General features: G+C 73.7%; 12 protein-coding genes. 5 read left to right on the plus strand and 7 right to left on the minus strand.

The features are described 5' to 3' along the window. The first annotated feature begins 26 nt into the window (after window positions 1-26). Complete coding sequence (locus ABD811_RS34075; RefSeq protein ID WP_344956003.1) at window positions 27-950, plus strand: SDR family NAD(P)-dependent oxidoreductase; 924 nt, start codon at window positions 27-29, stop codon at window positions 948-950. A gap of 97 nt (window positions 951-1,047) precedes the next feature. Here ABD811_RS34075 and ABD811_RS34080 read toward each other — a convergent pair whose 3' ends face one another. The 5 genes from ABD811_RS34080 to ABD811_RS34100 all read right to left on the minus strand — a co-directional run bounded on the left by ABD811_RS34080 (window position 1,048) and on the right by ABD811_RS34100 (window position 4,774). Beyond that, entirely contained in the window at window positions 1,048-2,319 is a 1,272-nt protein-coding gene (locus tag ABD811_RS34080; protein WP_344956005.1) for a cytochrome P450, read from the minus strand. A gap of 1 nt (window position 2,320) precedes the next feature. Beyond that, window positions 2,321-2,521, minus strand: coding sequence for a ferredoxin (locus ABD811_RS34085; protein WP_344956006.1), 201 nt, complete (start codon window positions 2,519-2,521; stop codon window positions 2,321-2,323). Beyond that, complete coding sequence (locus ABD811_RS34090; protein WP_344956008.1) at window positions 2,518-3,183, minus strand: TetR/AcrR family transcriptional regulator; 666 nt, start codon at window positions 3,181-3,183, stop codon at window positions 2,518-2,520. Before ABD811_RS34090 ends, ABD811_RS34085 begins: the two co-directional genes overlap by 4 nt. 132 nt (window positions 3,184-3,315) lie before the next feature. Beyond that, a complete protein-coding gene (locus tag ABD811_RS34095; RefSeq protein WP_344956010.1) occupies window positions 3,316-3,519 on the minus strand; it encodes a ferredoxin in 204 nt (67 codons plus the stop codon). 19 nt (window positions 3,520-3,538) lie between these two features. After that, window positions 3,539-4,774 carry a cytochrome P450 gene (locus ABD811_RS34100; RefSeq protein WP_344956011.1) on the minus strand — a complete coding sequence of 412 codons (1,236 nt, stop codon included), beginning with the start codon at window positions 4,772-4,774 and terminating at the stop codon, window positions 3,539-3,541. 1,301 nt (window positions 4,775-6,075) lie between these two features. On the opposite strand from ABD811_RS34100, the gene ABD811_RS34105 reads away from it, so the two are divergent. Together ABD811_RS34105 and ABD811_RS34110 are read left to right on the plus strand one after the other, a co-directional pair. After that, window positions 6,076-7,353: an extracellular catalytic domain type 1 short-chain-length polyhydroxyalkanoate depolymerase gene (locus ABD811_RS34105; protein ID WP_344956013.1), complete on the plus strand. Its 1,278-nt coding sequence runs from the start codon at window positions 6,076-6,078 to the stop codon at window positions 7,351-7,353. Between the two features lie 180 nt (window positions 7,354-7,533). Next, window positions 7,534-10,155, plus strand: coding sequence for a glycoside hydrolase family 78 protein (locus tag ABD811_RS34110; protein WP_344956014.1), 2,622 nt, complete (start codon window positions 7,534-7,536; stop codon window positions 10,153-10,155). Between the two features lie 33 nt (window positions 10,156-10,188). Here the strand turns inward: ABD811_RS34110 and ABD811_RS34115 are convergent, their stop codons facing one another. Together ABD811_RS34115 and ABD811_RS34120 are read right to left on the minus strand one after the other, a co-directional pair. Continuing rightward, window positions 10,189-11,304 (minus strand): M24 family metallopeptidase, encoded by a 1,116-nt coding sequence (locus ABD811_RS34115; protein WP_344956016.1) that lies wholly within the window; start codon window positions 11,302-11,304, stop codon window positions 10,189-10,191. Between the two features lie 106 nt (window positions 11,305-11,410). Continuing rightward, entirely contained in the window at window positions 11,411-12,274 is an 864-nt protein-coding gene (locus tag ABD811_RS34120; protein WP_344956018.1) for a nitroreductase/quinone reductase family protein, read from the minus strand. Window positions 12,275-12,339: 65 nt separating this feature from the next. Between ABD811_RS34120 and ABD811_RS34125 the strand changes: the two genes are divergently transcribed. Continuing rightward, window positions 12,340-12,798, plus strand: coding sequence for a MarR family winged helix-turn-helix transcriptional regulator (locus ABD811_RS34125; RefSeq protein ID WP_344956019.1), 459 nt, complete (start codon window positions 12,340-12,342; stop codon window positions 12,796-12,798). Between the two features lie 65 nt (window positions 12,799-12,863). Continuing rightward, window positions 12,864-13,799, plus strand: a complete 936-nt coding sequence (locus tag ABD811_RS34130) for a 5'-3' exonuclease (protein ID WP_344956021.1) — start codon at window positions 12,864-12,866, stop codon at window positions 13,797-13,799. Window positions 13,800-14,192 lie beyond the last annotated feature (393 nt).

Raw genomic sequence — 14,192 nt, forward strand, 5'->3', positions numbered from 1 at the left:
CGGCGGCGAGGGTTAGGGTGATCGGCATGGCACGGAAGTGGAACGCCCAGGACGTCCCGGACCAGCACGGCCGGGTCGCCGTGGTGACCGGCGCCAACACCGGGCTCGGCTTCGACACCGCGCGCGTGCTGGCCGAGCGGGGCGCGACGGTGGTGCTGGCGGTGCGGAACGCGGACAAGGGCGGGCGGGCCGCCGCCCGGATCGCCGAGACCGCCCCGCAGGCGGACGTCTCGGTCCTGCGCCTGGACCTGACCTCGCTGGAGTCCGTGCGCGCCGCCGCCCGCGAGGTGCGCTCCCGGCATCCGCGGATCGACCTTCTGATCAACAACGCCGGGGTGATGTACACGCCCAAGGGCACCACGCGGGACGGGTTCGAGCTGCAGTTCGGGACCAACCACCTGGGGCACTTCGCGTTCACCGGGCTGCTGCTGGAGGCCCTGCTGCCGGTCCCCGGGTCCCGAGTGGTGACCGTCAGCAGCGCCATGCACCGGGTCCGCGCCCGGATCGACTTCGGCGACCTGCGGTGGGAGCGGCGCCGCTACGACCGGATGGCCGCCTACGCCCAGTCCAAGCTGGCCAACCTGCTGTTCACCTACGAGCTGCAACGCCGGTTGGCGGAGGGGGACGCCGGCACGATCGCGGTCGCGGCCCATCCGGGCTTCGCCGCGACCGAGCTGATACGCAACTCCCCCGCGGCGGTGCGGCTGGTCGTCGCCAAGGCGGTCGCTCCGGTGTTCGCCCAGAGCGCCGAGATGGGCGCGCTGCCGACGCTGCGCGCCGCGACCGACCCGGACGTGCGCGGCGGCCAGTTCTACGGACCGGACGGGCCGTTCGAGGCCAGGGGGCATCCCAAGCCGGTCACGTCCAGCAGGCTGTCGCACGACACGGCCGCGCAGCGTCGCCTGTGGGCGGTCTCGGAGGAGCTGACCGGCGTCGAGTACCCGCTGTGACAGGGCCCGCCGCGCCGGGACCGGCTGCGGCGGGGCTCGTGTGACGGGCTCATGTGACCGGGCTCGTGTGACCGGGTTTCGGTGACGGGGCGGCCGGTCAGCCGATGCGGATGGGGAGGGTGCGGGGTCCGCGCACCTGGCCCGCGGCCCAGGTGACCGCGGACGGGTCGGCCAGCGTGAACTCCGGGATGCGCTCCAGCCAGACCTCCAGCGCGACGCGCAGCTCCATGCGGGCCAGGTGCGAGCCGACGCAGCGGTGCACGCCCAGGCCGAACGCGGCGTGCCGGTTGACCTCGCGGTCGATGACGACCTCGCCGGCCCGTTCGAACTGCGCCGGGTCGCGGTTGGCGGCGGGGAACGACAGCAGGATCCAGTCGTCGGCCTTCATGTCCACGCCGCGCCAGCGCATGTCGTCCTTGACCAGCCGCGCCATCGTGACCGGCGCGTAGGCGCGCAGGAACTCCTCCATCGCGGTCGGCAGCAGGCCGGGCTCGGCGACCAGCCGCTCGCGGTCGCCGGGCGTCCCGGCCAGGTGCCACAGCGACGCGCCGATCGCGCTCCACGTGGTGTCGATCCCGGCGATCAGCAGCAGCGCCATCATGCCCGAGACCTGGGACGCGTCGAGCTTGCGCCCGCCCAGCTCGGCGTTGATGAGGTAGGTCGTCAGGTCGTCGCGCGGGTGCGCGACGTGGTCGTGGATCTGCGCGAGCAGGTAGTCGAACAGCCTGTCCACGCGTTCGATGCGCTCGTCGGTCGGCAGGTTGACGCCCTCGAGCACGCTCTCGACGAACTCGCGGAACCGCGGCCCGTCCTCGGGCGGGAAGCCGAGCATGTCGGCGATCACCCGCATGGGGATGTGCTGGGCGTAGTCCTGGGCGGCGTCGACGACGTCGCGTCCCTTGAACCCGTCGACGAGCTCGTTGCAGTACGCCCTGGTCGCGGGCTCCAGCCGCCTGACGGCGCTCTTGGTGAACGCCGGGAGCAGCAGCCTGCGGGCGTCGTGGTGGAACGGCGGGTCGGAGGAGATCGGCGGGCTGACCCCGACCGGCTCCAGTTCGCGCGACGGCCGGAAGTTGCTGATGACGACCGACCGGGAGGTGAAGCGCTCGGTGTCGTAGGCGATCGCCGCGACGTCCTCGTAGCGGGTGGGCAGCCAGGCGCCGCCGAACCGCTCGGTGCGCGCGATCGGGCAGCGCCGCCGCAGGTCGTCCTGGATCGGGTACGGGTCGGCGGCCCACTCGGGTTCGACGTGCGAGAAGTCGGTCGCCCAATCCGTCACCGGGCCGGTGACGACCTCGCTGCGCGTGCCGCCGGACCGGGTGTCGGGCAGGTCGCCGACCTCCCGGGGGAAACGGTCGTCGACCGTCATGTCAGGACTCCTCGGCCAGTTCGATGGCGTGTTCGGGACAGTTGGCGGCCGCCAGGCGCGCCTGGTCCCGTTTCTCCGGCGGGACGATCCCGTCGCCGAGGACCGTCCCGTAGCCCTCCTCGTCCTCACCGAACAAGTCGGGGGCCAGGTCGTAGCAGCGGCCGTGGCCCTGGCAGCGGCCGGTGTCGATCCGCACTTTCACTGCGTGTCTCCCGTCTTCGGGGTGCCGTCGGTGAGGGTGGACTGGGTCGGGGTGGCGTCGTCGGGGGCGGACTCGTCGGGGGCGACGACGGCGGACGCGAGGCGGGCGAGCAGCGCGGCCCACTCCTCCTCGTCGACCGCGAGCAGGTCCGGCGGGACCAGCGCGCTTCCCACCGCCAGCAGGAAGCACAGGTAGGACAGGGCGCGCGGGGACAGCGCGGGGTCGAGCTCGCCGCCGCCGCGGGGCGCCCGCAGCAGGTCGGCGACCCCGTCGACGCGTTCGCCCACGTAGTCGCGCATGGGCTTGGCGACGTCGCCGTCGCGGCGGGCCGCCGCCAGCGCCTCGACGATGAGGTCGCCGCGGGTGTCGCGGGGACGCGGCAGGCACCGTCCGGCGATCAGCAGCAGGTCGGCCAGTGACCGTTCGGGCTCGGCGTCGACCAGATCGGCCAGGACGCGCCGCGCGTGCGCGCGCAGCGCCGCCACCAGCAGTTCGGCCTTGGAGCCGAAGTGCGCGTACAGGGCGCCGTTGCTGACGCCCGCGGCCGCCGCGATGTCGGCGACGCGCGTGCCGTCGTACCCGCGTGCGGCGAACGCGTCGGCGGCGGCGCGCAGCAGCCGTTCACGGGTCTCGGCGGCGGTGACGCCGGCGACACGGCCCATACGCGGAATTAAACGAGCGTTCATTTGCTCGGTCAAGGGCCGCGTGGCGACCGGGCCGTGTCGCCTGGCGGAGCCGACATCGCCGACGTCACGCCGGAGCAGGCCGGCCGGGCGGGGCCGGGCCTTCGGCGGCTATGCCGTGGCGTCCTCGATCCGGATGGCCAGGGCGGGGCACAGCGACGCGGCCAGCCGGACGTCGGCGGCGGCCTCGGCGGGCGGCTCGGGGTCGAGCAGCTCCACGATGCCGTCCTCCTCGCGCTGGTCGAACACCCGCTCGGCGGTGAGCACGCACTGCCCGGATCCGACGCACTTGTCCTGGTCCACGATGACCTTCATCTGACTCCCCTCAGGTGCGTCACCAGGTGACGGGCAGTTCGTAGACGCCGTAGACGGCCCCGTCGTGCTTGAACGGGATCTTCTCCAGGTCCGTGGCGAGCGCCAGCGTGGGCACGCGCCGGTACAGGGTGCCGTAGACGACCTGCAGCTCGATCCGGGCCAGCGGCTGGCCGAGGCACTGGTGCACGCCGAAGCCGAACGCCACGTGGCGGCGGGCGTCGCCGCGGCGCAGGTCGAGCCGGTCGGGCTCGGGGAAGGCGTCGGGGTCGCGGTTGGCGAGGTCGTTGGGCAGCACGATCCCGTCGCCCGCGCGGATCACCTGGCCGCCGATCTCGATGTCGGCCAGCGCGACGCGGCGCCGCCCCATGTGCGTGATGGTCAGGTACCGCAGCAGCTCCTCCACCGCCGACTCGACCAGCGCGGGGTCGTCGGCGTCGCGCAGCAGCGCGAGCTGGTCCGGGTTGCGCAGCAGCGCCAGGGTGCCGAGCGCGATCATGTTGGCGGTGGTCTCGTGCCCGGCGACCAGCAGCAGCACGCCCATGCGGGCGGCCTCCGCGCGGGTCAGCTCGCCGGCCCTGACCCGTTCGCCCAGCCCGGACAGCAGGTCGTCGCCGGGACGGGCGAGCTTGTCGGCCATCAGGTCGTCGAGGTAGCCGAGCAGCGCCCGGCGGGCCTCGTCGCGGCGTTCGACGGCGACGCTGCGCCGGATGAGGATCTTGCTGTTGGCCTGGAAGAACTCGTGGTCGTCGTAGGGCACGCCGAGCAGCCGGCAGATGACCAGCGACGGCACGGGCAGGGCGAACGCCTCGACCAGGTCGGCCGGCTTGGGACCGGCCAGCATGTCGTCGATGAGACCGTCGACGATCTCCTGGATCGCCGGCCGCATCGCCCGCACCCGGCGGATGGCGAACGGCGCGGTCACCATGCGCCGCAGCCGGTTGTGCTCGGGGTCGTCCATGGTGATGAAGCTGAAGCCCGAGGGGCCGCCGCTCGGGATCGGCGCGACGTTCGGATAGCCGGGACGGGAGACGTCGGCGCTGACGCGCGGGTCGCTCATCAGCGCCCGCTGGTCGGCGTAGCGGGTCACCAGCCACGGGGTGCTGCCGTCCCACAGCCGGACCCTGGTGATCGGTCCCTCGCGCTGCTGGGCCCGCAGGCCCGGTGGCGGGTCGAACGGGCAGCCCGCCGCCCGCTCCATCGGGTAGTGCAGGACGGCGGCCGGGTCCGCGCCGGCCGGTTCGAACGTGGTGGTCATCGATACCTCCCTCGGGAAGGCGATGCGGGGTCCGCGGGCGCGTCGACCACCTGTGCCGGCGCCCGCGAGCCTGTCCGGGCGTGGCCCGGCCGAGCCCGCCGATGACCGCAACAACTCGACCGGTCCTCCGTCAGGAACCGAGTTAACTGCATAACACACACATAAGTCAATGAATCGCCACAACCCCACCCAAGCCGAAAAACCCCGCCCCCGCCGCCCCACGACATACGCCCTGACCAACACCACCCCCGACCCGCCACGACCACCGCCACGACCACCAGCGGCAGCGGCGTAACCCGACACCGCCCCCACGCGCGCAGCCCCCGCCCCGCACCGCCCACCTCACACGCACAGCCCCCCAACGCGCACGCCCCCACCCTCACACGCACAGCCACCCGACCCACACAGAGCACCCTCACGGGCACCGCCGCTGGATCCACACAGCACACCCTTACGCGCACAGCCACTCGATGCGCACAGCCACCCGGCCCCACAGCACCCCCCTCCGCGCACAACCGCTCGACGCGCACAGCCCGCCTCACGCGCACAGCCGCTGGGCGGGCTCGGCGCCGCCTTCAGGGGCACAGCCCGCCGACCTACACCGCCCTCACGCGCGAGTCGCCCAGTGGGTTCGGTGCCGTCCTCGCGCGTGTGGTCATGGATCCGGATGCTGCTGCGCCCGGCGGGCTTGCGGGATCGCGATCCGCTGGCGCGGTGTCGGCGCGTGCCTGCGTAGGGAGTGGTGGCGGATCGCGCCGTCGCCGAGGGCACTGCGTCATGAGTGTTGGGGGTCCGCGCCATGGCCCCGGGGCCGCGCGGACTGGCGTCTGTGAGACCACTGCCTCCTTGCCTGACGCGTTGTCCGAAGCGCGTTCGCGTGTCAGCGGAACGTTGGAGTGGTCCGTCCGCGGTTTCTGTGGGCGGCCGGAGGCGTTTTTGTTCTGCCGAACGACATTGCCGCGCCCGCGTCATGTCTGCGGCGGTGCGGCGGCGCGGCGCCAGGTTGCCACATTCGCGGGAATTGCCGAATTTCGGCTTGGTGAGCGGCGAAAGATTTCGACGCACCGGCCGTGGAAGGTCCCGGGGGGTCGTGAAATCTTTCTTGTCCTGACCTTCGAAGCCGCAGGTGAGGCGGGCCTTGCGGCATTCCGGCGCCGGTTCCTTGACGGGGTGTGGCGCTGGTACCTAACGTTCGGCGGGTTCGCAGCAATCGGCAAACCGCTCTGCGAGTACGGCGCCTTGGTGATTTCGGCCCTCGGCCGGGCCTGTTCCCGGCCCCTCCATGTGAGGAGCAGCAGAAGGTGAAATCAAGGCTTGTGGCGGCGCTGTTCGCCCTGGCGCTGGCGGTGGGGGGCGCGCTGGCGCTGTCGCCGCCGTCGGCGGCGGCGGCGCTCACCGAGGTGACGAACTTCGGGTACAACCCGAGCGGCCTGCGGATGTACGAGTACGTGCCGGCCAACGTGGCGCAGCGTCCGGCGGTGCTGGTGGCCGTGCACTACTGCACCGGTTCCGGGCCGGACATGTACTCGGGCACCGAGTACGCGTCGCTGGCCGACCGGTACGGGTTCATCGTCGTCTACCCGTCGGTGACGCGCAGCAGCAAGTGTTTCGACGTGTCGAGTCCGGGGGCGCTGACGCGCAACGGCAACAGCGACCCGGCGGGCATCGTCTCGATGGTCCGCTGGGAGCAGCAGAACCGCGGCGCCGATCCCGACCGCGTGTACGTCACCGGCATCTCCTCCGGCGCGATGATGACCAACGTGCTGCTGGGCGACTACCCCGACGTGTTCAAGGCGGGCTCGGCGGTCGCCGGGGTGCCGTTCGGCTGTTTCGCCACCACCGACGGGTCGGAGTGGAACAGCGCGTGCGCCAACGGGACCGTGACCAAGACCCCGCAGCAGTGGGGCGACCTGGTCCGCGCCGCCCATCCCGGGTACGGCGGGTCCCGGCCGCGCATGCAGATCTGGCACGGCACCAACGACGACGTGCTGCGCTATCCCAACTTCGGCGAGCAGATCAAGCAGTGGACGAACGTGCTGGGCGTCGGCCAGATGCCCAGTTCCACCGACCAGCCGCAGGCGAACTGGACCCGAACCCGCTACGGCGGCACCGGCACGACCGCCCCGGTCGAGGCGATCAGCATTCAGGGCGGCGGCCACAACATCATGGCGGGCGGCATGGCCGCGCGGATCCTGGACTTCCTGGGCATCACCGGCGGCGGCACCCCGCCGACCGACCCGCCGACCGACCCGCCGCCGTCGGGGGCGTGCCGGGTCGGCGTGACGGTCAACGCCTGGAACACCGGGCTGACCGAGACCATCACGATCACCAACACCGGCTCGTCCGCCGTCAACGGCTGGTCGCTGGCGTTCACCCTGCCCTCCGGTCAGACGATCACGTCCGGGTGGAACGCCGCCTTCTCCCCCGCCGGCGGCCAGGTCACCGCCAGGAACGTGTCCTACAACGCGTCGCTGGCGTCCGGCGCGTCGGTCAGCATCGGGTTCCAGGCCACCCACAACGGCAACACCGCCAAGCCGGCGTCGTTCACCCTGAACGGGGCCTCCTGCACGGTCACCTGACCCGCCGCGGCCTCCGCCGCTTCCGGCGGAACGGCTGTCAGGACCCGCCACCGGCCGCCCGCGCGGCGACCGGTGGCCGTGGCGCGGCTGTCTGGAAGATGTGGGGCGCGCGGCGCGGAGGTTACGGTGGGCGGGCCGTGCCGGCGGGATCGCCTGTGCGGCGGTGGGCCTGGAGGAGCCGTGCGCATCACCGACCTGCGTTTCGAACATCACCGCGAGCCGCTGGGGATCGGGGAGCGGGCGCCCCGGTTGTCGTGGCTGGTCGGCGGGGCTCCGCCGGGGTGGCGGCAGGCGGCGTACCAGGTGCGGGCGCTGGCGGAGGACGGCGCGGTGGCCTGGTGCGGCGAGCGCGTCGAGGACGACGAGTCGAACCTGGTGGCGTGGCCGGGGCCGCGGCTGGCGTCGCGGCAGCGGCTGGCGGTGCAGGTGCGGGTGTGGGGTTCGGGCGGTGCGACGGGGTGGAGCGATCCGCGGCCGGTGGAGGCGGGGCTGCTGGATCCCGGCGACTGGACGGCCCGGCTGATCTCCCCGGCGGGCGCGCATCCGGCCGTGCCGGCGTTCCGCCGGGAGTTCGTCGTGGGCGGCGAGGTGCGGCGGGCGCGGCTGTACGTCACCGCGCACGGGGTGTACCGGCTGTGGCTCAACGGCACCGAGGTCGGCGATCACGTCCTGCCGCCGGGGTGGACGAGCTACCGCCATCGCCTGCGGTACCAGACCCATGACGTGACCGGGTTGCTGCGTCCCGGTCCGGCGGCGTTGGGGGCGCTGGTCGCCGAGGGCTGGTTCCGGGGGCGGCTGGGCTTTTCCGGCGGCAGGCGCAACATCTGGGGTGACCGCGGTGCCCTGCTGGCGCAACTGGAGATCGTCTACGCGTCCGGCGGCGGGCAGGTCGTCGGCACGGACGGCGCGTGGCGGACGGCGGCGAGCGCGATCACCGAGGCGGGCCTGTACGACGGCGAGACCTGTGACGCCCGGCTGATGTGGGACGGCTGGACGTCCCCGAGGTTCGACGACGCCGGCTGGGCGGCCGTGCGCGCCGAGGCGGTGGACGCGGCGCGGCTGGTGGCGCCCACGGGGCCGCCGGTGCGCCGCACGGAACTGGTGCGGCCGGTGTCGGTGGGCCGCTCCCCCGGCGGGCGGGTGATCGTCGACTTCGGGCAGAACGTGGTGGGGCGGCTGCGGATCCGGCCGCGCGGCCCGGCCGGGACGCGGATCGTGCTGCGGCACGCCGAGGTGCTGGAGGACGGCGAGCTCGCGCTGCGTCCGCTGCGGGGGGCCAGGGCCGAGGACGCGTTCGTGCTGCGCGGGACGGGCGAGGCCGAGGAGTGGGAGCCGTCGTTCACCTTCCACGGCTTCCGGTACGCCGAGATCCAGGGCTGGCCGGGCGAGCCGGACGCCGACGACGTCACGGCCGTGGTGTGCCACAGCGACATGCGGCGCACGGGGTGGTTCGAGTGTTCCGAGCCGCTGCTGAACAGGCTGCACGACAACGTGGTGTGGAGCATGCGCGGCAACTTCCTGGACGTGCCGACCGACTGCCCGCAGCGCGACGAGCGGCTCGGCTGGACCGGTGACCTGCAGGTCTTCGCTCCGGCGGGCAGTTTCCTGTACGACTGCGCGGGCGTGCTGACCTCGTGGCTGCGCGACGTGCTGGCCGAGCAGACGGCCTCGCCGTCCGGCACGCCGCCGCTGACGGTGCCGGACCCGGCGATGGGCTGGGACACCGCGCAGGCCGGGTGGGGCGACGTGGTCACGCTGGCGCCGTGGACGCTGTACGAGCGGTTCGGCGACGTGGAGGTGCTGCGCCGCGGCTACCCCGGCATGACCGCGTGGGTGGACCGCGTGGCCGAGCTGGCCGGTCCGTCGTGCGTGTGGGACGGGCAGTTCCATCTCGGCGACTGGCTGGACCCGGCGGCGCCGCCGGACCGTCCGGCGGCGGGCCGCACCGACGGAGCGCTGGTGGCGACGGCGTACTTCGCGCGTTCCGCCGAGACGGTGGCGCGGGTGGCGGCGCTGCTGGGCCGTGACGAGGACGCCGGCCGCTACGCCGAGCTGGCGGCGCGGGTGCGGCGGGCGTTCGCCGACGAGTTCGTGTCCCCCAACGGCCGGGTGGCGGGCGACTCGCAGACCGCGTACGCGCTGGCGTTGCGTTTCGGGTTGCTGCCGTCGGCGGCGCAGCGGGAGCGGGCGGGGCGGCGGCTGGCCGAGCTGGTCCACGCGGGCGGCTACCGCGTCGGCACCGGGTTCGCCGGCACGCCGCTGATCGCCGACGCGCTGGAGGACGCCGGTGAGACGCAGCTGGCGTACCGGCTGCTGCTGGAGCGCGGCTGCCCGTCGTTCCTGTATCCGGTCACGATGGGCGCGACGACGGTGTGGGAACGCTGGGACGCCCTGCTTCCCGACGGGCGCCTCAACCCGGGCGAGATGACCTCGTTCAACCACTACGCGCCGGGGGCGATCGTGGACTGGCTGCACCGGTCGGTGGCGGGGCTGGCGCCCGCGGCGCCCGGCTACCGGAGGATCCTGGTGCGTCCGCGTCCCGGCGGGGGGCTGACGTACGCGCGGGCCGTCCACGACACCCCGTACGGCACCGCGTCGGCGGGGTGGTCGCTGGACGGCGACCGGCTGGAGGTGCGGGTGGTGGTGCCGCCGAACGCCTCGGCGGTGGTGGTGGCGCCGGGCGGCGGCGAGCCGGTGGAGGTCGGTTCGGGCGAGCACGTCTTCGGCGTCGCGTGGACGCCCGAGCCGTATCCGCCCGCCCGTCCGCCCGGCACCGTGGTGCCGGTGCCGGGCGGTGGGTGATCCCGGTGGGCGCCGGGCCGGCTGGTCAGCCGGCTAGTCGACGATGACCAGGTCGCGGGTGACGGTGTTCATGCGTTCGTACCCGTCGTCGGTGCACACGACGATGTCCTCGATGCGGGCGCCGTGGGGGCCGGGGTAGATGCCCGGTTCGATGGAGAACGCCATGCCGGGTTCGAGGGGTTCGGTGTTGCCCGCGACGATGTAGGGGTCCTCGTGGCCTTCCAGGCCGATGCCGTGGCCGGTGCGGTGGAAGAAGTGCTCGCCGTATCCGGCGGCGGCGATGACGTCGCGTGCGGCGGCGTCCACCGACTCGGGGGTGACGCCGGGGCGGATCGCGTCGCAGGACGCCTGCTGCGCCTCCTGCAGGACCCGGTAGTAGGCCAGGTACTCCTCGGGCGGCGTGCCGATGCAGTAGTTGCGGGTGGAGTCGGAGCAGTAGCCGCTGGGCATGGCGCCGCCGATGTCGACGACGACGGGTTCGCCGGGCCGGATGATCCGGTCGGACAGTTCGGCGTGCGGGTTGGCTCCGTTGGGGCCGGACCCGACGATGACGAACTCGACGGTGGCGTGCCCCTCGGCGATGATCGCGTCGGCGATGTCGCGCCCGACCTCGCGTTCGGTGCGGCCGGGCTTGAGCAGGTCGGGGACCCGCCGGTGCACCCGGTCGATGGCGGCGCCGGCCTCGCGCAGCGCGGCGACCTCGGCGGCGCTCTTGCGCATGCGCAGCTCGCGCATGACGCCTCCGGCGGGGACCTGCTCGGCGCCGGGCAGGGCGGCGCGGAACCGCAGCGCCATGACCGCCCACATCCGGTCGGCCACGGCGACGTTGGCGATGCCGCGGGGCAGGCGGGAGGCGACGAGCGCGTAGGGGTCGTCGGTCTCGTCCCAGGGCACCAGTTCCACGTCCAGGTCCCCGGCGGGGGACGCCTGGGCGGCGGGCAGCTCCAGCCGGGGCACCACGAGGAAGGGGTCCCCGGCGGCGGGCACGACCAGGCAGGTGAGCCGTTCGAGCTGCTTGGCGTCGTAGCCGGTCACGTAGCGCAGGTCCGGCCCGGGCGTCAGCAGCACGGCGCCCAGCCCCGCGCGTCCTGCCGCCTGCTGGACCCGGCCCAGCCGCTCCCGTGGATACAACCGCGTTGTCACATCCATCCCCATGTCCGTGAGCTGCCTTGTCCGTCAGCTGTCGGTCAGCATCGTATGCCCGCCGGTCAGGGCGGGTCACACGCGCGTCCGGGGACCGCCGCCGCCGGGTCGCCTACAGCGTGTTGAGGGAGTCGACCAGGTGGCGTTCCTCCTTGGCGAAGTGCTCGCGCAACCGGTCGGCCAGGGCGTGCAGCTGGTCGCGCAGGCGCCCGGCGTCGTGGCCGGGGGCGCCCAGGCGCGCCAGCACCCGTTCGATCTCGTCGCGGACGCGGGCGAGGGTGTCGTGTTCGCGGCGCAGCTCCTGCAGGACGGGCGCCAGTTCGGGGAATCTCTTCTCCAGCAGGGGGAAGCCGCGTTCGGTCTCGTTGGTGTGGTGGCCGTGGACGGCCTCGCAGAACAGCAGGCAGCGTTCGCGCAGCTGCCCGTCCAGGGCGGGGGGCGTGCCGGAGGGCCGGTTCCCGGCGAGGTGGGCGTCGACGTCGTCGAGCAGTTCGTCCAGCCGGCGGCGCAGCTCCCGGTGGATGCGCACCAGCTCGTCGCCCAGGGCGCGGGTGCGGGGGTCGGAGCGGTACAGGGCGACGACGGGGATGACCCGGTCGGTCTTGTCCTGGTACTCGGCGTAGGCGGGGATCAGCTCGGCGACCTTGGCGTAGAGCCGGTCGCGTTCGGCGTCCTCGACGGGCCGGGCCAGACCGTCGAAGGTCTCGATGGACGCGCCGTCGCCGATCTCGACGGTGACCCGCGGGTCGGCCAGCAGGTTGCCGTACCAGGCGGGGTGGTGGTCGGCGCCGGCGTTGGAGGCGAACACCAGCAGGCGTTCGCCGTCGCGCAGGCAGGTCAGGGGGGTGGTGTGGCGGCGGCCGGTGCGGGCGCCGGTGGTGGTGAGCAGCACCAGCGGCGTTCCTTCGAACATGCCGCCGACCTTGCCGCCGTTCCCCCGGAACTCCTCGATGATCTGGTCGTTCCAGCCGGGCATGCGACGATGACCTCCAGACGGAAGGCTATTTGCTTTAGAAGCAAAACTATTTTGGAGATCAAGGTATGTCAACGGGTGAGGGGCTGTCCGTCGACGACGGGGTCCGCACGCTGCTGCTGCTGATGCCGCGCCTGGTCGGCCGGGCCAAGCGCACACCGCCGCCCGAGCCGCTGCGGTCGCTGGACCTGGCGCCGCGGCACCTGTCGCTGCTGGCCTACCTGCTGTTCGACGGGCCGCTGACGGTCAACGAGCTGGCCGCCCGGCTGGAGGTGGCGCCGACCACGGTGAGCCTGATGGTGGGCGAGCTGAGCCGCAAGGACGTGGTGGAGCGCCGCGAGGACGAGACCGACCGCCGCCGCACCATCGTCAGCGTCGCCCCGGCCAACCGCGAGGCGGTGCACGCCTGGCTGGCGCGCGGCGCGCAGGCGTGGCGCACCGTCCTGGAGCCGCTGACCGCCGAGCAGCGCCGCCTGGTCGTCGACACGCTGCGCGCCTACGAGCGCGAGGTGGCGGGCGAGGGCTAGAGGAGCGGCTCCGGGGGCGGCGCCGAACGCCCGCGGGTGGCGTCCCGCGTGGGAGGATGGGCGGCATGAGCGGGCTGATGCTGCTGGACACGCCGTCGCTGTACTTCCGCGCCTTCTACGGCGTGCCCGAGAGCGTGACCGCGCCGGACGGCACGCCGGTCAACGCCGTCCGCGGGCTGCTGGACATGATCGCCAGCCTGGTCCGGGACCGCTCCCCCGAGCGGCTGGTGTGCTGCATGGACGCCGACTGGCGGCCGCGGTTCCGGGTGGAGGCGCTGCCGTCGTACAAGGCGCACCGGGTCGCCGCCGACGGCGGCGACCAGACGCCCGACGCGCTGGAGGCGCAGTTGCCGGTGATCGACCAGGTGCTGGACGCCTTCGGGCTGGCCCGCACCGGGGTGCCCGGCTACGAGGCCGACGACGTGATCGGCACGCTGGCGGTGCGGGGCGCGGCGCGCGGGCCGGTCGACGTGGTCACCGGCGACCGCGACCTGTTCCAGCTGGTGGACGAGCGCGGCCCGGTGCAGGTGCTGTACACCGCGCGCGGCATCCGCAACCTGCAGGTCATGGGCGAGAAGGAGGTCGCGGCCAAGTACGGCATCCCCGGCCGCGGCTACGCCGACTACGCCACGCTGCGCGGCGACCCCAGCGACGGGCTGCCGGGCGTGCCGGGCGTGGGCGACAAGACCGCCGCGGCCCTGGTCACCCGGTTCGGGTCGGTGGAGGGGATCCTGGCGGCGCTGGACGCGGGCACCGACGAAGGTTTCCCGGCAGGGGCGCGGCGCCGGCTGGAGGCCGCCCGCGGGTACCTGGCGGTGGCGGGCACGGTGGTGCGGGTGGTCACCGACATCGACGCGGCCGAGCTGCGCGATCTGGACGACCGGCTGCCTGCCGAACCGCGCGATCCGGACGCGCTGGTGGAGCTGGCCGACCGGTGGGGGCTGGACGGCCCGGTCAACCGCCTGCTGAACGCGCTGGCGGCCCGTTCCGGCGCGTCCTGACGGGGGCGTTGACAGCGGCGCCCGCGACCCGTGCCGTACCGGGCCGGGCACGCCCGGCGTGGCGGGCCCGCCAGGCTTGACCGCTTTCCTGACGTCCGGTCCGTTCTTCCCGGCGAATGTGTCAGATGACGCAGACACGGCGGGCGCGGAGGCGCACCATCCAGAGCAATGGCGGGTTTTCCTGGACCTGTGAAGACCAGGCACGCACCGTCGGCCAGGGGCCGGGGCGGTCCCGGCGGCCGGCGTGGCCGACGCATGGACGGGCCGGTTCCCGCGGCGCTGGGCCTGACCGCCCCACTCCCCCCAATCGCCGCGGGTCCCGGTTCAGCGCCGGGACGCCCGCCGCGGCGGTGCACGGCGCAGCGGGGGCGCCGCCCGCCGCGGCGTCGTCCG

This window comes from Actinomadura miaoliensis, from assembly GCF_039536785.1.
Lineage (GTDB): Bacteria > Actinomycetota > Actinomycetes > Streptosporangiales > Streptosporangiaceae > Spirillospora > Spirillospora miaoliensis.

What these genes read in the sequence shown, in the direction of transcription:
- ABD811_RS34095 (WP_344956010.1), bottom strand. Translation starts at nt 3,519, where the DNA reads ATGAAGGTCATCGTGGACCAGGACAAGTGCGTCGGATCCGGGCAGTGC.
- ABD811_RS34130 (WP_344956021.1), top strand. Translation starts at nt 12,864, where the DNA reads ATGAGCGGGCTGATGCTGCTGGACACGCCGTCGCTGTACTTCCGCGCC.
- ABD811_RS34125 (WP_344956019.1), top strand. Translation starts at nt 12,340, where the DNA reads ATGTCAACGGGTGAGGGGCTGTCCGTCGACGACGGGGTCCGCACGCTG.
- ABD811_RS34120 (WP_344956018.1), bottom strand. Translation starts at nt 12,274, where the DNA reads ATGCCCGGCTGGAACGACCAGATCATCGAGGAGTTCCGGGGGAACGGC.
- ABD811_RS34090 (WP_344956008.1), bottom strand. Translation starts at nt 3,183, where the DNA reads ATGGGCCGTGTCGCCGGCGTCACCGCCGCCGAGACCCGTGAACGGCTG.
- ABD811_RS34115 (WP_344956016.1), bottom strand. Translation starts at nt 11,304, where the DNA reads ATGGATGTGACAACGCGGTTGTATCCACGGGAGCGGCTGGGCCGGGTC.
- ABD811_RS34080 (WP_344956005.1), bottom strand. Translation starts at nt 2,319, where the DNA reads ATGACGGTCGACGACCGTTTCCCCCGGGAGGTCGGCGACCTGCCCGAC.
- ABD811_RS34100 (WP_344956011.1), bottom strand. Translation starts at nt 4,774, where the DNA reads ATGACCACCACGTTCGAACCGGCCGGCGCGGACCCGGCCGCCGTCCTG.
- ABD811_RS34075 (WP_344956003.1), top strand. Translation starts at nt 27, where the DNA reads ATGGCACGGAAGTGGAACGCCCAGGACGTCCCGGACCAGCACGGCCGG.